The sequence below is a fragment of the Streptomyces lasalocidi genome (genome assembly GCF_005280215.1).
In the GTDB taxonomy this organism is placed as follows: Bacteria; Actinomycetota; Actinomycetes; order Streptomycetales; family Streptomycetaceae; genus Streptomyces; species Streptomyces longwoodensis.
Genome location: NZ_SZNQ01000001.1, coordinates 28,753 through 44,122, shown reverse-complemented (window position 1 = coordinate 44,122; position 15,370 = coordinate 28,753). Strand labels below are relative to the sequence as shown.

14 protein-coding genes are annotated in these 15,370 nt (G+C 72.4%); 8 read left to right on the top strand and 6 right to left on the bottom strand.

The genetic code is table 11. The annotated features are described in order from the left end of the window. Positions 1-14: 14 nt before the first annotated feature. Complete coding sequence (locus E4U91_RS00210; protein WP_137304630.1) at positions 15-1,313, top strand: ThuA domain-containing protein; 1,299 nt, start codon at positions 15-17, stop codon at positions 1,311-1,313. A gap of 145 nt (positions 1,314-1,458) precedes the next feature. Beyond that, on the top strand, positions 1,459-2,175 hold the full coding sequence (locus E4U91_RS00205; protein WP_137304629.1) for a hypothetical protein: 717 nt from the start codon (positions 1,459-1,461) through the stop codon (positions 2,173-2,175). Positions 2,176-2,188: 13 nt separating this feature from the next. On the opposite strand, the gene E4U91_RS00200 is transcribed toward E4U91_RS00205, so the two are convergent. Then, positions 2,189-3,043: a glycoside hydrolase family 16 protein gene (locus E4U91_RS00200; RefSeq protein WP_137304628.1), complete on the bottom strand. Its 855-nt coding sequence runs from the start codon at positions 3,041-3,043 to the stop codon at positions 2,189-2,191. 237 nt (positions 3,044-3,280) lie between these two features. Here E4U91_RS00200 and E4U91_RS00195 point away from each other — a divergent pair, with 237 nt between their 5' ends. After that, positions 3,281-3,910, top strand: a complete 630-nt coding sequence (locus tag E4U91_RS00195; RefSeq protein WP_137304627.1) for a hypothetical protein — start codon at positions 3,281-3,283, stop codon at positions 3,908-3,910. 4 nt (positions 3,911-3,914) lie between these two features. Here the strand turns inward: E4U91_RS00195 and E4U91_RS00190 are convergent, their stop codons facing one another. Further along, positions 3,915-4,676 (bottom strand): isocitrate lyase/PEP mutase family protein, encoded by a 762-nt coding sequence (locus E4U91_RS00190; RefSeq protein ID WP_137304626.1) that lies wholly within the window; start codon positions 4,674-4,676, stop codon positions 3,915-3,917. Positions 4,677-5,028: 352 nt separating this feature from the next. Here E4U91_RS00190 and E4U91_RS00185 point away from each other — a divergent pair, with 352 nt between their 5' ends. Continuing rightward, on the top strand, positions 5,029-6,033 hold the full coding sequence (locus tag E4U91_RS00185; protein ID WP_241678441.1) for an SDR family NAD(P)-dependent oxidoreductase: 1,005 nt from the start codon (positions 5,029-5,031) through the stop codon (positions 6,031-6,033). Between the two features lie 49 nt (positions 6,034-6,082). Continuing rightward, positions 6,083-7,144, top strand: a complete 1,062-nt coding sequence (locus E4U91_RS00180) for a terpene synthase family protein (protein ID WP_277755253.1) — start codon at positions 6,083-6,085, stop codon at positions 7,142-7,144. 161 nt (positions 7,145-7,305) lie between these two features. Here E4U91_RS00180 and E4U91_RS00175 read toward each other — a convergent pair whose 3' ends face one another. Then, positions 7,306-8,160, bottom strand: a complete 855-nt coding sequence (locus E4U91_RS00175; RefSeq protein WP_137304624.1) for an alpha/beta fold hydrolase — start codon at positions 8,158-8,160, stop codon at positions 7,306-7,308. An 11-nt stretch (positions 8,161-8,171) separates the two neighbouring features. Beyond that, a complete protein-coding gene (locus tag E4U91_RS00170; RefSeq protein ID WP_206666894.1) occupies positions 8,172-8,681 on the bottom strand; it encodes a hypothetical protein in 510 nt (169 codons plus the stop codon). Between the two features lie 392 nt (positions 8,682-9,073). On the opposite strand from E4U91_RS00170, the gene E4U91_RS00165 reads away from it, so the two are divergent. The 3 genes from E4U91_RS00165 to E4U91_RS00155 all read left to right on the top strand — a co-directional run bounded on the left by E4U91_RS00165 (position 9,074) and on the right by E4U91_RS00155 (position 13,007). Next, entirely contained in the window at positions 9,074-9,475 is a 402-nt protein-coding gene (locus E4U91_RS00165; RefSeq protein ID WP_338326658.1) for an effector-associated constant component EACC1, read from the top strand. Next, positions 9,472-10,638, top strand: coding sequence for a caspase family protein (locus tag E4U91_RS00160; protein ID WP_137304621.1), 1,167 nt, complete (start codon positions 9,472-9,474; stop codon positions 10,636-10,638). Before E4U91_RS00165 ends, E4U91_RS00160 begins: the two co-directional genes overlap by 4 nt. A 554-nt stretch (positions 10,639-11,192) precedes the next feature. Further along, entirely contained in the window at positions 11,193-13,007 is a 1,815-nt protein-coding gene (locus E4U91_RS00155; RefSeq protein WP_137304620.1) for a chitinase, read from the top strand. Between the two features lie 72 nt (positions 13,008-13,079). Here E4U91_RS00155 and E4U91_RS00150 read toward each other — a convergent pair whose 3' ends face one another. Beyond that, on the bottom strand, positions 13,080-14,642 hold the full coding sequence (locus tag E4U91_RS00150) for a glycerol-3-phosphate dehydrogenase/oxidase (RefSeq protein ID WP_137304619.1): 1,563 nt from the start codon (positions 14,640-14,642) through the stop codon (positions 13,080-13,082). Next, positions 14,639-15,250: a TetR/AcrR family transcriptional regulator gene (locus tag E4U91_RS00145; RefSeq protein WP_137304618.1), complete on the bottom strand. Its 612-nt coding sequence runs from the start codon at positions 15,248-15,250 to the stop codon at positions 14,639-14,641. The genes E4U91_RS00150 and E4U91_RS00145 overlap by 4 nt, the downstream gene beginning before the upstream one ends. Positions 15,251-15,370 lie beyond the last annotated feature (120 nt).

Below are 15,370 nucleotides of genomic sequence, written 5' to 3'. Positions count from 1 at the left end.
GGACCGATCGGCAGATGCACGCACCGCACACCGCCCCCTGCGCACCCGCCCGCACCGCCCTGCGGATCCTCCTCCTGCTCGCGGCGCTCCTCACCCTCGCCGCACCGCCAGCCGCGCACGCCGCCCCCGCGGCGGCCCCCTTCAAGGTGCTCGGCCTGTACAGCGGCACCTGGGACGCGGCACACATCGACTTCGAGAAGGAAGCCAACGACTGGCTGCCCCGGCAGGCGGCCGCGAACGGCTTCACCTACACCGCCAGCAACGACTGGAACCTCCTCGCCAACGGCGGCGTCAACGCCTACCAGGTCGTCCTGTTCCTCGACGACCTGCCGCAGACCGCCGCCCAACGCGCCGGATTCGAGCAGTACATGCGCTCCGGCGGCGCCTGGATGGGCTTCCACGTCTCCGCCTTCACCACGGACGCGGCGAGCTGGCCCTGGTACCACGACCAGTTCCTGGGCAGCGGCAATTTCCGGTCCAACACCTGGGGCCCGACGGCCGCGACCCTGAAGGTCGAGAACCGCACCCACCCCTCCACCATGAACCTGCCCGCCACCTTCACGTCGTCGGTCAGCGAGTGGTACAGCTGGTCCAACGACCTGCGGCAGAACCCGGACATCACCGTCCTCGCCTCGGTCGACCCCAGCAGCTTCCCGCTGGGCACCGACCCCGACCAGTCCTGGTACAGCGGCTACTACCCGATCCTGTGGACCAACACGAAGTACCGCATGCTGTACGCGAACTTCGGCCACAACGCGATGAACTACGCCACCAACACCCGCACGTCCTCGACGTTCGCCAGCGCCACGCAGAACCGCTTCCTGCTGGACGGGCTGAAGTGGCTCGGCGGCGCCGGCACCACCACCCCGCCGGACGACACGCTCTCCGAGACGTCCCCGTACTCCCTGAGGAACGTCGGCAACGGCACCTGCGTCGACGCCCGCGCCGCCGCCACCGCCAACGGCACCGCGATCCAGCAGTACACCTGCAACGGCACCCAGGCCCAGCAGTTCCGGCTCGCCGCCACCGACAGCGGATACCGGCGCATCGGCGTACGCCCCGACCCCCAGCAGGTCATCGACGTCACCGACGTGTCCGGCGCCGACAACGCCCCCCTGCAGCTGTGGACCTACACCGGCGGGCGCAACCAGCAGTGGCTCCCCGTGAAGGAGGCCGCCGGCCGCTACCACTTCACCGCCCGCCACAGCGGCAAGTGCCTGACCGCGGCCGCCACCGCCACCGACAGCGCGCAGCTCACCCAGCGCACGTGCGACGGCTCACCCGCACAGAGCTTCACCGCGACCGCCGCCTGACCCGCCGCCCAACCCCGCCGCCGGGCGCGGTGGCGGGGGAGCGCCGTACTCGGGGTAGATGCTTCAGGTGCCAGGTGACCTGCACCGGATGACGGAGCGGGCCTCCTGGCGCTGTCAGCGGCGGCGAGGGGAAGGACCGGTCGGTATGGCACGCACGCGCGCGGAGGCGAGCACCAGGCATCCCCGGCACGAACGCAGGGGCGAGGTACGGCTGCCCGCGGTCGTCGCGACGCTCACCGCGATCGCCCTGTACCTGTTCCTGCCCGAGCAACTGCTCGTCGCCCCGCGCTACGTGCTGCCCGCCCTGGAGTGCCTGCTGCTCGTCCCGCTGGTCGCCATCAACCCCAGGCGGCTGACCCGGCAGACCAGGGCGTTCCGGGTGCTGTCCCTCACGCTCGTGGGCACCATCGCCGTCAGCAACCTGGTGGCGCTCGTCATCCTGGTCCACGAGCTGGTCTACGCCGGGGTCAAGGACGGCAAGTCCTTGCTGGTGGCGGCACTGCAGGTATGGCTGACCAACATCATCGTCTTCGGCCTGGCCTACTGGGAGCTGGACCGCGGCGGCCCGGTCAGCCGCACCCAGGTGCCCCGCTCGGCCCTGCCGCTGGCGGACTTCCGCTTCTCGCAGGACGAGAACGACGACGCCATCCAGGAAGTGGCCGACGGCGCCAGCGGCACCTCCGACTGGGTCCCCACCCTGGTGGACTACCTCTACGTCTCCGTCACGAACTCCACCGCGTTCAGCCCCACCGACACGATGCCCCTGTCGACCCGCGCGAAGCTGCTGATGAGCATCCAGAGCGTCTCGGCCCTGATCACCTCGCTCCTGGTCATCTCCCGCGCGGTGAGCATCCTGCACTGACCGGCCCCACGGCTCAGGCCGTGCCCTCGCCGTACAGGCGCACGTAGTCCACGCTCATCGTCGCGGGGGAGGGCGTGGAGCGGTCCGCAGGGCCCGGCCAGTCGCCGCCGACGGCGACGTTGAGCAGCAGGTGCAGGTCCTGTTCGAAGACCCAGTCGCCGGGCCGGGGCAGCTTCGACGGGGTCAGCGTGAAGTACGGCTCGCCGTCGACGGACCAGGTGATGCGGTGCGGCTGCTTGTCGACGGCGTAGACGTGGAAGTCCCGCGACGCGTCGCCCGGCAGGGCGGTGGAGCCGCCGAGCCCGTTCTCGTTGAAGTAGCTCGGCCCGTGCGCGGTTCCGTACACCGTGCGCGGCTCACCGCCCACCACCTCGCAGATGTCGATCTCCCCCTGCCCGGGCCATTCGACGCCGTTGTCGCCGAGCATCCACAGCGCGGGCAGCAGCCCCGTGCCGGTGGGCAGCTTCGCGCGGATCTCCACCCGCCCGCGCCTGAGCGCGACCTTCCCCTCGGTGGTGAGCCGGGCGGAGGTCCACGGGCACCACTCCCGTGTGTAGCAGGGCAGTTGCGCGCCGGCGGGGGCGCGCCGCGCCGAGATCAGGAGGTGTCCCGCGCCGTCGAGGGCGGAGTTGGCCGCATCGTCCGTGTAGTACTGCAGCTCGTCGTTGCCCCACCCCTCGGCTTCCCGGTTGCCCGTCTCGGTGTTCCAGGACCGGGCCGACGGACGGGTACCGGCCGCACCCGCGAACTCCGCGCTCCAGAAGGGCCGTTCCGTCGCGCGGGGGGAAGGCGTCTGCGCGGCCGTGCCGCATCCGCCCAGCAGTCCGGCCAGCGCCAGGACGAGCGCCGGGCGGCGGGGTCGGTTCATCGTGCTGCTCCTGCAAGGTGGGGGCGGACACCAGTGTGGCGCACCCGCGCACGGACACGGCCGCCAGGGTGGGGGAGCGGGGCCGGACCGCGGCGGGCGGACCGGCCCGTGACATTCGGGACACATCCGTAGCAGGCCCGCGCACAACGCACCCGGCCGCCGACCGGTCGTACAGGGGGCGGGGGCACACGCCCGCGCATCCGCCCGGGCAACCGGGCACCACCGATGGGGGAGACCATGAACATCCGCGCCCGAGGCACCCGTACCACCCTGGCCGCCGTGGCCGCGCTCGCGGCCGTGGCCGGCGTCGCCGCGACCGCCGTCCCGGCCGCCGCGGCCCCCCGGCCCGCCTCCGACACCCCCCGGTTCCTGGAGCCGGCCGAGCTGCCCCCGTACCCGGCCTCGCCCTGGTACGCGGGCCCGGTCACCGCCGGCCAGCCCGACCCGCTGCCGATGTGCGTGGGCGAGGCGCTGCCGTCGATCACCTCGCACCGCGAGTACACGACGGACTACGACACCAACGCCCAGCAGCTCACGGTCGAGGGGCGCAGCGAGCAGTGGTCGAAGGAGTTCGCCGCCCTGCTGCGCAAGGACCTCGCCGGCTGCGCGAAGACCCTCATGCGGCAGGACCCCGGCCTGACGGCGACGCAGAAGTCCTACGGCCACCTGAACGTCGAGGAGGGCGCCGACGTCTACGGCATCCACACCGCCTCCGCCCAGGGCTCCTCCGACATCGCCCTGTTCTCGGTCGGCCGCGACGGCGCCGCCGTCACGATCGTCCGCTGGGCCCGGCTGGGCACCTTCAAGGACGCGCAGGTGGCGGACTTCAAGGCCACGACCGTCACGGCGGTGAACAAGCTGTACTGACCGCTCAGGGCGCCCAGGCCCTGAGCATGTCCTTCATGCTGTCCGTCAGGGCGAACTGCAGCAGCGGGCCGTAGGTGACCCGGCCGACGCCGAGGCGGCGGAAGCGCTCGAGGTCGTGCTTGACGGGGTGGGCCGTGGAGTTCACGGGGACGCCGACGGCGCCGGTCACGGCGGTGAGCAGCTCGTCGTCGTCCTGGATGCCCACGGGGTAGACGCTGTCGGCGCCGGCCTGTTCCAGCGCCCGTAGCCGCTCGATCGCCTCGTCGAGGACACCGGCGGCGTCCTGGGCGTGCAGGAAGAGGTCGGTGCGCCCGTTCACCCAGAGCGGGACGCCCGCGTCGTCGGCCGCCGCGCGCAGTCCGGCGACGAAGACGGCGTGCTCCTGGGTGCTGCGCACCCGGCCGCCGTCGGAGTGGACGGTGTCCTCGATGTTGAGGCCCGCCCCGCCGGCCTCGACGAGCCCGGCGACGAGGTCGGCGGGCTTCTGCCCGTACCCGGCCTCCAGGTCCACCGACACCGGGACGTCGACCGCCGCGATGATCGGCGTGACCGCGCCGATGACCTCCTCGAAGGTCTGCCCCTCGTGGTCGTCGGCGCCGCGGGAGTCGGCGAGGGGGTGGCTGCCGATGGTCAGCGCGGGGAATCCGGCGGCCACGGCCGTGCGCGCGGACCAGACGTCCCAGACGGTCGGCAGCACGAGCGGCTGGTGCTGGGCGTGCAGCTGCTTGAGGCGCTGAGCGCGCTCAACGGTGGTGTGGAGGGTCATGCGATCACGCTACCCCGGCACCGCCGACCACCGGGCGGACGACGGGCGTTCACGACGCCCACCCGTCACCTCGGGGGCGAGGCGCGGCACCGGGGAACACGCCGCCCTGACACGCCGTCGTACGCGAGGGCACGGCGGCGCCCGCGACGCTGCCGCGTCCGCGCGGCGGCGCGTGCCGGATCGCCCAGCGGCGCCCGCGGCGCGCAACGGCACCCGGGGTGCGCACGGGTGCGTCCACTCGGTCCGCGCGCCCCCTGCCCCGGCGCGAACGGCAGGGGCAGGGTGGGCGGTTGCCCCGGGGAGCCGCCCCGGCGCGCCGTCTCCGAAGGGCTGGGTGGGCTGGGTGGTCGCGGTGGACGAGGGGCGTGGCGAGGGGCGTGGCGAGGGGCGTGGCGAGGTCCGCTTCGACGGCCGCGTGGTCGTGGTGACCGGCGCGGGCAGGGGACTGGGCCGGGAGTACGCGCTGCTCCTGGCGGCGCGCGGCGCGCAGGTCGTGGTCAACGACGTGGGGGCCGCGACCGACGGACACGGCACGTCACCCGTGCCCGCACAGGCCGTCGCGCAGGAGATCCGGGCGGCGGGCGGGCAGGCGCTGGCGGACGGGCACGACGTGGCCACCGCGGCCGGCGCGCGCGCCCTCACCGCGGCCGCGCTGGAGCGGTTCGGACGGCTGGACGCCCTGGTCAACAACGCGGGCATCTCGATCCTGCGCCCGCTGACCGAGCTCACCGACGACGAGTGCCGGCGGGTGCTGGACACGCACGCGGGCGGGACGCTGAACATGCTGCGGGCCGTGTGGCCGCACATGGCCGCCGCCGGGTACGGGCGGATCGTCAACACCTGCTCCGACGCCCTGTTCGGCGACACCGGGCTCAGCGCGTACGCCGCGGGCAAGGGCGCCGTGCTCGGCCTGACCACCTCCGCGGCAGCCGAAGGCGCCGCCCACGGCATCAAGGTCAACGCGGTCGTCCCCGTCGCCGCGACCCGCATGTCCCTGGAGGCGGTCCGGGACGACGCACGCACGACCGCGCTGCTGACCGACCTGTTCCCCGCCCGGCACGTCGCCCCGGTGGTGGCCCTGCTGGCCCACGAGGACGCCCCCTGCACCGGCCACCTCCTGCACGCGGCCGGCCGCCGCACCGCCCGGATCTTCCTGGGCGCCACCGAAGGCGTCGTGTGGACGCACGACCCCACCCCGGAGGCGGTCCGCGACGGCTTCGCGCGGATCAGCGACACCGGGGCGTTCCGCACCCCGGCGAGCGTCAGCGAGTCCATGGGCTTCTCCCTCGCCCGGCTGGGCGCCGGGGCGGCCGGAACACCCGTCCTCGACCTCACGACGCCGGCCGACCGCGCATGACGCGCGCCCGCCCGCCCCGCGCCGCCCGCCACGGCCCCGGGAGCCACCCGTGCCCCAGGACGTGACCTTCGGCCTGCCCGCCGCGCAGATCAGCCCCGACGTCGACGGCGCCCGCCGGCACCACCTGGACTGGGTGCGCCGCACCGGCCTGGCCGCCGACGACCGGTCCCTGGCCTGGTACGTCTCCTGGGACATGCCGCGCCTGGCCGCGCTCGGCTTCCCGCACGCCCGCGGCCCGGCCCTGGACCTGCTGGCGGACGCGATGGGCTTCTTCTTCGTCTTCGACGACCAGTTCGACGGCCCCCTCGGCCGCGACCCCGCCGGGACCGCCCGCGTCTGCCAGGCGCTGATCGACATCACGCACGGCGCCCCTCCGCCGCCCGGCGCGGACCCCTGCACCACGGCGTTCGCGGACATCCGGGCCCGCAGCACCGACGGCGCCCACCCGGCCTGGACCGCCCGGACCGCCCACGAATGGGAGTACTACTTCGCCGCGCAGGCCCACGAGGCGCGGGGCCGCCTGCGCGGCACCCCGACGGACCTCCGTACCTACCTCGAGGTCCGGCGCGGCATCGCCGCCACCGACCTGCCCCTCTCCCTCGGGGAACGCGCGGCCGGCCTCACCCTCCCCGCGTCCGCCTTCCACAGTCCCGAGCTGCGCCTGATGCGCCGGGCCGCCATCGACGTCACCCTGATGTGCAACGACGTGTACTCCCTGGAGAAGGAGGAGGCCCGCGGCGACATGGACAACCTCGTCCTCGTCCTGGAACGGGCCCGCCACCTCACCCGCGGCGCAGCCCTCACCGCGGCCCGCGGCGAAGTGACCCGGCGCCTGCGCCGCTTCGACCGCCTGGCCGCACAGGTCCCCGCCCTCTGCACCCAACTCGCCCTCACCGAACGGGAACAGGCCGACGTCGCCGCCTACGTCCGCGTCATGACCGCCTGGATGAGCGGCTACCACACCTGGCAGACCGAGACCCACCGCTACCGCGACGCCCCCCGGGTCGTGCCCCCCTCGGGCCCGGGCCACCTCGCCCGGCTCCTGTTCGCCCGCGGACACGACGGCTGGCCTCCCGCGGCAACTCCCCACACTCCGCCATCCCCGCGGTGACGGCCCCGTGGTCACGATCGCCGCATGTCGCTTGCGCTGGACCGTCGCCCTCCACGTTCCCGACACAGAACGCGAAGCAGACCCCCTCGACCCGGAGCAGATCGTGTCCAGGCCGGCGGTACGGTGAGGTCGCCGCGGCTGCGGGTGGCTTGAGCGACTTCCTATTCCGAATGGTTCCAGAAGCGAGCCAGGGCGTCAGCAGTAGAAGCAGGCTCGTGGACGGACGGTGAGTGGCCACCGTGGCGAATGATGACGCAGGAAGCCTCCAACCGAGCCGCCATCTCCTCGAACTCAGCCACGGGCCAGGCTTCGTCGGGACTGCCGGCCAGGACCAATTTGGGGAGGTCACATTGCTCAAGATCCGCCAAGGCCGATGGCGGGTTCAGCATCCAACGGCCTGCGCTGATGAGTTGTTGCGTGCACGTGCGCAGCCAGCGATCACGCATCAGGTCAACGGCGTCCCCCGTCGTGCTCTTCTGTGTCATGAATTCCCAGATGACATCTTTGGGCATCGTTGGCAGGGCCTCGATGAGCAACTGGATGCGCTGGCTTTGACTGCGCGCGGGCGCGGCCGGGCCGGAGTTGAGAAGAGTCAGGGAGGACCATGGCTGGACAACTCCTGGGTCCGCCGATGTTTGAACCACGGCTTGCCGCGCGACAAATCCTCCGTATGAGTGACCGACGAGGTGGACGGAGTCGCTGCGCAGGGCTCGTGTGAGCGCAAGGAGATCGGCTGCAAGCTCGGATGGCGTGTATGCAGCGGGGTCGCTTGAGCCGGCCGTCTCGTACTGGCCCCGGCCATCCACGGCCACGGCGCGGTAGCCGTGTCGAGACAGGAAGGGAAGCAGCGGGGCGAAGTCCTCCTTGCTGCCCGTCAATCCAGGCAGCAGGAGAACATCGCCGCGCTTCCCTGCGGGGCTTGGGTCCGATTCCAGGGCGGCGAAGCAGCCGCGGGGGGTGTTCACCTGGCTGCGTGTGACGCCAGGAGGAAGTGCGGCCGTCAGGAGCTGGCTCATGCGGAGGGAGTCTAGGATGCCGGCGGGCGGCGATCGGCCCTGTCGTACCAACCGCCGAAGCGGCCGACGTACCCGGGCACCCCTTTCACCCTCATCCGGCCGGCCTGTGCCGCCGTCTCCCAGCTCAAGACGGGCTCAGTGCTGCCATATCCCTGGGCTGCGAGGTCGTTGATACGGACTTCCAGGCGCCGTAGATGAAGCCCGATGCGCTGAATGGCTCGGTTTATGCCGCGCAACCACAGCAAGGCGACCACCAAGACGAGGATCGCCACGTAAAAGCTGGGTGCGTCGAAGTGCAGCCTGTCCGACACGACGAGTAAAGCCGAGATGATGCCGGCAAAGCCGATCATCTGCATACGCCCAGCCACGCGGTGGATGATCTCCTCCCGCAACGTCCGATATTCCTCGAGCAGGAGCCCGATCTCCTTATTCCGGTCGCGCTGCCCCGCGGTCGCTGAGGTGCCACCCGCCTGTGCCGGCACGCCTGCTGATGTCATGAGGTACCCCCGCACGCCGCTCATCTAAGTCCCTGCTCTGCACGATTCTCCCCCAAGCTGCACCGTGCATACCGGTGGATGGCTCCGATTGATCCGTCAAGTTGTTCTGCACGGCTGGCATCCGAGAGCCGGCTTGCGCCGGTTCCCTTCCTGCCGGTGGGCACGCGGGAGAATTGCGTTCACGTGCTGTAGGTGGGTGCGGACAGTGCAGGGGCCAGGAGAGCTACGTGTTGGTGCGGGCACGGAAGCTGGCGTATATCGGGTCTGACGGGCATCGAATGGGTCGCCGCGTTGCCGTACCCGGACCAGCCGCGGCCGGGCGAGTCGGGCCAGGAAATCTGGCCTGCCGGTGATGCTCTGGGGTTCAGTCGGGCCAGAGATGCGGTGTTGTGCGGTAGCGGGTTTCCTGATCGGCTGTGCATTGTGGGGGGTGGGCGCACAGATCAGGGGAGGTCGGGGTGCGGTTGGAGCTTCAGGTCGGTCTCGGTGCGGGGGAATTGCGCTCGCTGCAGGGCTGGTTGCGTGCGGATCCTGTAGTGCGCCGGTCCACTGCGGTGGGCGTACGGGGTGGTGGGCCGGAGCCCGGGGAGATGGGCACGGCCCTGGATGTACTCGAGCTGGTGACAGGCAACGGGTGGAGCGCGGCGTCGTTCGTGCTGGCGGTCGCGGCGTGGCGACAGAGCCGGCCGCAGCGACCGAAGGTGGAGATCCGACGTGGGGAGACGGTGATCGTCCTTGCGGAGGGTTCTGAGGACGACATCGCCCGGGCGGTACGGGCACTCGAGGCCATCGACGGCGGGCAGGGCGAAAATCGATGAGTGTGCTGCCCGATCCGGGGGCCTCCAGGGCTGTGCTGGTGGGCACGAGCCAGTATGAACATCTGGAGCAGTTGCCGGCTGTCTCGAACAATGTGCAGGCTTTGGCCGACTTGCTGCGTGGGCCGCTGTCGCTGCAGTTGCCGGACCGGCATGTGACAGCCGTGGAGAACCCAGTTGCCGCGCACGCAGTGTTGGGCGAGCTGCGGCGGGCAGCCACCGAAGCAAGCGACACACTGATCGTCTACTTCGCCGGGCACGGGCTGGTCGATGCCCAGGATCAGCTCGTTCTGGCTCTGCCGCACACCGAGTTCGGCCGTATAGAGACCGGCCTGCCTTATGACTGGGTACGCCAGGTGCTGCTGCTGGACTCCCGAGCCGAGCGGCACGTGGTGATTCTGGACTGCTGTTACAGCGGTCTGGCTCTGGGGAGGATGAGCGCCGGAACGGGGCTCGCCGACCAAGCGGCGGTAGAAGGCAGTTTCCTGCTGGCAGCCGCTGCCGAGACCCGTACAGCTCTGGCGCCGGTGGGGGAGACCTATACGGCCTTCACCGGCGCTCTGCTAGAGGCGCTGCGCCAGGGCATACCCAGCGGTCCAGCACTGGTGGATCTCGGGACGCTGTACCGACATCTGCGCCTGACGATGGAGGCGCGCGGGCATCCTGTCCCGCAGGCGCGGGACCGCAACAGCGCTGCCCGGGTCGCGCTCGGACGCAACCATGCGAACCTGCCTGCGTGGCCCGTTGCCGCTGCGGCCGTTGCGGATGCACCTGCGGGTCCAGATGAGCGGCCCTGGCCGGATCCGCGCGCGATCCGTACCGTGACCGGATTCTTGACCGCCCTCGCGGATGTGCGCGTGGTCAGTGGACTGACGCAAAAGGCGGTCAGCGGGCGTTCGGCCGGAAGCATGACAGCAGGCACCGTCGGCCGTCTGCTCAACCGCCCTGACCTTCCCGCGACGTGGGGCACCACAGCCGTCTACCTATCAGCATGCGGCGTGCCCGATGAGCAGATCACACACTGGCAGGCGGCCTGGCAGCGGCTGCGCACGCAGAGCGCTCCGGCAGAGGCGGCGCGCCCGGCAGCCACACGCGATGGCGGGTCCGGGAAGCCCAGAGTGTGGCAGCGCCCTATGTCGACGTTCCGCCGGAGGCGGGATCACTGACCGGACGCGGCCGAGGCCGAAACACTGGATCGCTGCGGGCGAGGGGTCGTGTCCGAGTCGCCGGAGCCGTCTGAGAACACGGTGTTCCATGCTGCTATGAGCAGCACAGCGGCGCCCAGGACGACCCCCAAAGAGGGCTTCTTCCACCGGCTGGACTGCGAGGACGGCTTCACGTAGTGCCCAGCCCGATAATAACCCTTGCGCGTTTGCGCCTTCGTCTTTGCTTTCGCCACAGCTACACGCCCCCGTTCGGTGCGACTGCCTGCCAGGCAGAGTTTCGCAGCGATCAAGCCGCATCGTTCCCTGAACAGCTCGCTACGGCTGATTCCGCACTGTTGCAGTTCCCGCGGTGACTGGTCTCCCGCTGCCGCTGGACGGCTCGAGCACGCTGGCCGGCCCGGCACGGCCGGAGCGGGCGATGTACGAGGGGGCCGCGGGACCGGCCGGACACAAGCACGGCCCCGGACAGCCCCCGGACGTCTTGACAACAGGATTGGTCTGGACCAAGTTGTGTGCGCTGCGCCCCTCCAACCCCCCCGATCCCGGAGGCCCTTGTGGACCGCGCCCGACGTCCCAGATCCGTCCTCGCCGCGCTCACGGCCGCCCTGCTGGCCGTGCCCGCCCTCACCGCGCTCTCCTCGCCCGCCGGCGCGGCCGACGCGGACGTCGCGGTCAACGGCGGCTTCGAGTCCGGCCTGACCGGGTGGACCTGCACGGCCGGCACGGCCGTCGACTCACCGGTGCACAGCGGGCGTTCCGCGCTGCAGGCCACCCCGGCCGGCAGCGACAACGCCCAGTGCTCCCAGACGGTGACCGTCCAGCCCGACGCGCAGTACACCCTGTCCGGGTACGTCCGCGGCTCCTACGTCTACCTCGGCGCCAGCGGCACCGGCACCACCGACGTCTCCGCCTGGACCCAGTCCGCCCCCGACTGGCAGAAACTGGGCACCACCTTCCGCACCGGCCCCGCCACCACCAAGGTCACCCTCTACACCCACGGCTGGTACGGCACCGGCGCCTACCAGGCCGACGACATCACCCTCGTCGGCCCCGGCGGCAGCGGCACCGGCCAGCCGCCCGCCGCCCCGGCCGGCCTCAAGGCCACCTCCGTCACCTCGTCCTCCGTCGGCCTGTCCTGGTCGGCGGTGACCGGCGCCACCAGCTATGCGCTCTACCGCGACGGGAGCCGGGTCCAGACGGCGACCGGCACCTCGGCGACCGTCTCCGGCCTCGCGGCCTCCACCGCGTACAGCTTCCAGGTGACCGCGGTCAACGCCGCCGGCGAGTCCGCGAAGTCCGCGGCCGTCACCGCCACCACCAGCGCCGGCACCGGCACCGGCGGCGGCCCGTCCGACCTGCCCGCCCACGCCCTCGTCGGCTACCTGCACGCCAGCTTCGCCAACGGCGCCGGCTACACCCGCCTCGCCGACGTCCCCGACAGCTGGGACGTCATCGACCTGGCCTTCGGCGAGCCCACCTCGGTCACCTCCGGGGACATCCGCTTCAACCGCTGCCCGGTCACCGAGTGCCCGGGCGTGGAGAGCGACGCCGACTTCAAGGCCGCGATCAAGGCCAAGCAGGCCGCCGGGAAGAAGGTGCTGATCTCGATCGGCGGCCAGAACGGCCAGGTCCAGCTGACCACGACGGCCGCCCGGGACGCCTTCGTCACCTCCGTCTCGAAGATCATCGACACCTGGGGCCTGGACGGCCTGGACATCGACTTCGAGGGCCACTCCCTGTCGCTGAACGCCAACGACACCGACTTCAAGAACCCCACCACGCCCGTGGTCGTGAACCTGATCTCGGCCCTGAAGACCCTGAAGGCCAAGTACGGGACGAAGTTCGTCCTCACGATGGCCCCGGAGACGTTCTTCGTGCAGAACGGCTACCAGTTCTACGGCACCGGCAAGTGGGGCGGCCAGGACCCGCGTTGCGGCGCCTACCTCCCGGTCATCCACGCCCTGCGCGACGACCTGACCCTGCTGCACGTCCAGGACTACAACTCGGGCCCGATCATGGGCCTGGACAACCAGTACCACTCCATGGGCGGCGCCGACTTCCACATCGCCATGACCGACATGCTGCTCACCGGCTTCCCGGTGGCCGGCGACGCGAACAACGTCTTTCCGCCGCTGCGCCCCGACCAGGTCGCGATCGGCATGCCGGCCTCCACGAACGCGGGCAACGGCTACGTCTCCCCGTCCGAGGTCACCAAGACCCTGGACTGCCTGACGAAGAAGGCCAACTGCGGCTCGTACGCCACCCACGGGACCTGGCCGGCGCTGCGGGGCCTGATGACGTGGTCGATCAACTGGGACCGGTTCGCGAACGGGGAGTTCAGCAAGACCTTCGACGGCTACTTCGGCTGACACGCGGCACGCGGCCCAAGGCACGGGGCGCATAGCGTAAGACGTTTGGGAGGGCGGGGCGGGGCGGCCGGGTCAGGGCCGTGCCGCTGCCGCCCGGTCGAGGATCTCGCGGGCCGCGGGGAGCGCCTCCTCGCGGTCGGGCCCGATGACGCCGATGCGGGTGCGGCGGTCCAGCAGGTCGGACTCGTCCAGGGCGCCCTCGTGCCGGACGGCCCACAGGAGTTCGGCGCGGGTGACGGGGTGGCCGGGCAGCACCGGCTCGGCCAGGGCGGGGTCCTGGGCGGCGAGGGCGTGGACCGCGACGGCCTCGGTGCCGTAGCGGCGCACCAGGCGGCGGGGGGCGGGCAGGGCGCGCAGCCGTCCGGGGGCGGCGGCGCCGGTCAGCGCCAGCCCGGCGGTGGGGGAGGGGGCGGCGCGCAGGCCGCGGGCGGTGACGGCGGCGTCCACGGCGTCCTGTGCCATGCGCCGGTAGGTGGTGAGCTTGCCGCCGACCACGGTGGTGACCCCGTCGGGCGAGGTGATCACGGCGTGCCGGCGGGAGATGTCGGAGGTGCGGTCCGGGGAGCCGCCCGGGCCGGTGTCGAGCAGCGGGCGCAGGCCGGCGAAGGCGCCGGCCACCTCGTCGCGGCCGACCGGCACGTCCAGGGCCGAGCCCAGCACGTCCAGCAGGAAGCCGACGTCGCTCTCGGGCACGTCGGGCACCGGGCCCTGGACCGGCTCGTCGGTGAGGCCGACGTAGACCCGGCCGTCGCCCTGCGGCAGGACCAGCACGAAGCGGTTGGTCTCGCCGGGGACGGGGATGTGCAGGCCGGCCGGCAGGGCGCCGAGCCGCTCCGAGCGCAGCACCAGGTGGGTGCCGCGGGAGGGCCGGATGCGGATGCCGTCGGCGAGGGTGCCCGCCCACACGCCGGTGGCGTTGATGACGGCGCGGGCCCTGATGTCGCCCTCCTCGCCGGTGAGTTCGTCGCGGACGCGGGCGCCGGTGCCGCTCACCTGGAGCGCGCGCACCCGGGTCAGCACCCGGGCGCCGTGCGCGGCGGCGGTCCTGGCCAGGGCCGTCACCAGCGCCGCGTCGTCGGTGACCTTGCCGTCCCAGGACAGCAGTGCGCCGCGCAGGCCGGCCGCGCGGACCGCGGGCGCCAGGTGCCGGGCCTCGGCCGCGGACAGCCGGCGCGGCGCGGGCAGCACCGGGCGCGGGGTCCTGGCGGCCAGCCGCAGCACGTCCCCGGCGCGCAGCCCGGCCCAGGCCAGCGAGGCCTGGCCCCGGGACACCAGCGGCGTCAGCGGCAGCACGAACGGCTGGGCGGCCACCAGGTGGGGGGCGGTCCGGGTCATCAGCACCCCGCGTTCGACCGCGCTCTCGTGGGCGACGTCGAACTGCGCGGAGGCGAGGTAGCGCAGCCCGCCGTGGATGAGCTTGGAGCTCCAGCGGGAGGTGCCGAAGGCCAGGTCGTGGGCGTCCACCGCGACGACGTCCAGGCCGCGGGCCGCCGCGTCCAGCGCGACGCCGGCCCCGGTGGCGCCGAGCCCGACGACCAGGACGTCCACCGTCCGCCCGTCCGCGGCCTCGGCCAGTTCCCGGCGGCGCCGGTGCGCGCTCAGCGACGAGCCGGGCGCGGCCTCGGTGTGGCTCATGGCGTCAGGGTCCTCTCCAGCAGGGTGCGCAGCTCGCCGAGGAACGCGGCGGAGTCCAGCTCCGCGTCGTCCTCGTCGGTCATCGTGCGCAGGGACAGGGTGAAGGACTGCACGGTCAACAGCAGGGTGCGCGCCTGCCGTTCGGTGTGGCCGGGCCGTACCGAGCCGTCCGCGTGGCCCTCGCGCAGCGCCTCGCCCAGCAGGCCCAGCAGCGCCTCCTGGCTCGCGCCGCGCCGGTCCAGGACGTAGGGCAGGAGCAGTTCGGGGTCGACGTCGACGATCTTGCGGAAGAGGGGGTGGGCCCGGAAGGCCCCGACCCCGGCGACCAGTCCGTCCACGATCCGGGCGCGCGTGCCGGTGCCGGGCGCGGCGTCCGGCATGGCCGCGGTGGCCACGGCGATCCACTCCCGCGTCATCAGGTCGCCCACCAGGGTCCGCAGGTCCGGCCAGCGCCGGTACAGCGTCATCCGGGAGACCCCGGCGCGGCGGGCCACGTCGGCGAGCGTGGTGCGCCGCACCCCGACGGCCAGCACACAGTCGCGGACCGCGTCGAGGACGGCGTCGTTGTCGGATCCGCCGCCCGAACCGTTGTGACGAATAGGCGTCATGTGTCACAGTGTAACGCCCTGGGGGCCGGGCGGAAGCGGAACGCCCCCGCCGGCGGCCCGGGCCGCGCACACCGGGCACCCCGGGCCGGCCGACCCGCCGACCCACCGACCAGGGCACCC

What these genes read in the sequence shown, in the direction of transcription:
- E4U91_RS00210 (WP_137304630.1), top strand. Translation starts at nt 15, where the DNA reads ATGCACGCACCGCACACCGCCCCCTGCGCACCCGCCCGCACCGCCCTG.
- E4U91_RS00205 (WP_137304629.1), top strand. Translation starts at nt 1,459, where the DNA reads ATGGCACGCACGCGCGCGGAGGCGAGCACCAGGCATCCCCGGCACGAA.
- E4U91_RS00200 (WP_137304628.1), bottom strand. Translation starts at nt 3,043, where the DNA reads ATGAACCGACCCCGCCGCCCGGCGCTCGTCCTGGCGCTGGCCGGACTG.
- E4U91_RS00195 (WP_137304627.1), top strand. Translation starts at nt 3,281, where the DNA reads ATGAACATCCGCGCCCGAGGCACCCGTACCACCCTGGCCGCCGTGGCC.
- E4U91_RS00190 (WP_137304626.1), bottom strand. Translation starts at nt 4,676, where the DNA reads ATGACCCTCCACACCACCGTTGAGCGCGCTCAGCGCCTCAAGCAGCTG.
- E4U91_RS00175 (WP_137304624.1), bottom strand. Translation starts at nt 8,160, where the DNA reads ATGAGCCAGCTCCTGACGGCCGCACTTCCTCCTGGCGTCACACGCAGC.
- E4U91_RS00170 (WP_206666894.1), bottom strand. Translation starts at nt 8,681, where the DNA reads ATGAGCGGCGTGCGGGGGTACCTCATGACATCAGCAGGCGTGCCGGCA.
- E4U91_RS00160 (WP_137304621.1), top strand. Translation starts at nt 9,472, where the DNA reads ATGAGTGTGCTGCCCGATCCGGGGGCCTCCAGGGCTGTGCTGGTGGGC.
- E4U91_RS00150 (WP_137304619.1), bottom strand. Translation starts at nt 14,642, where the DNA reads ATGAGCCACACCGAGGCCGCGCCCGGCTCGTCGCTGAGCGCGCACCGG.
- E4U91_RS00145 (WP_137304618.1), bottom strand. Translation starts at nt 15,250, where the DNA reads ATGACGCCTATTCGTCACAACGGTTCGGGCGGCGGATCCGACAACGAC.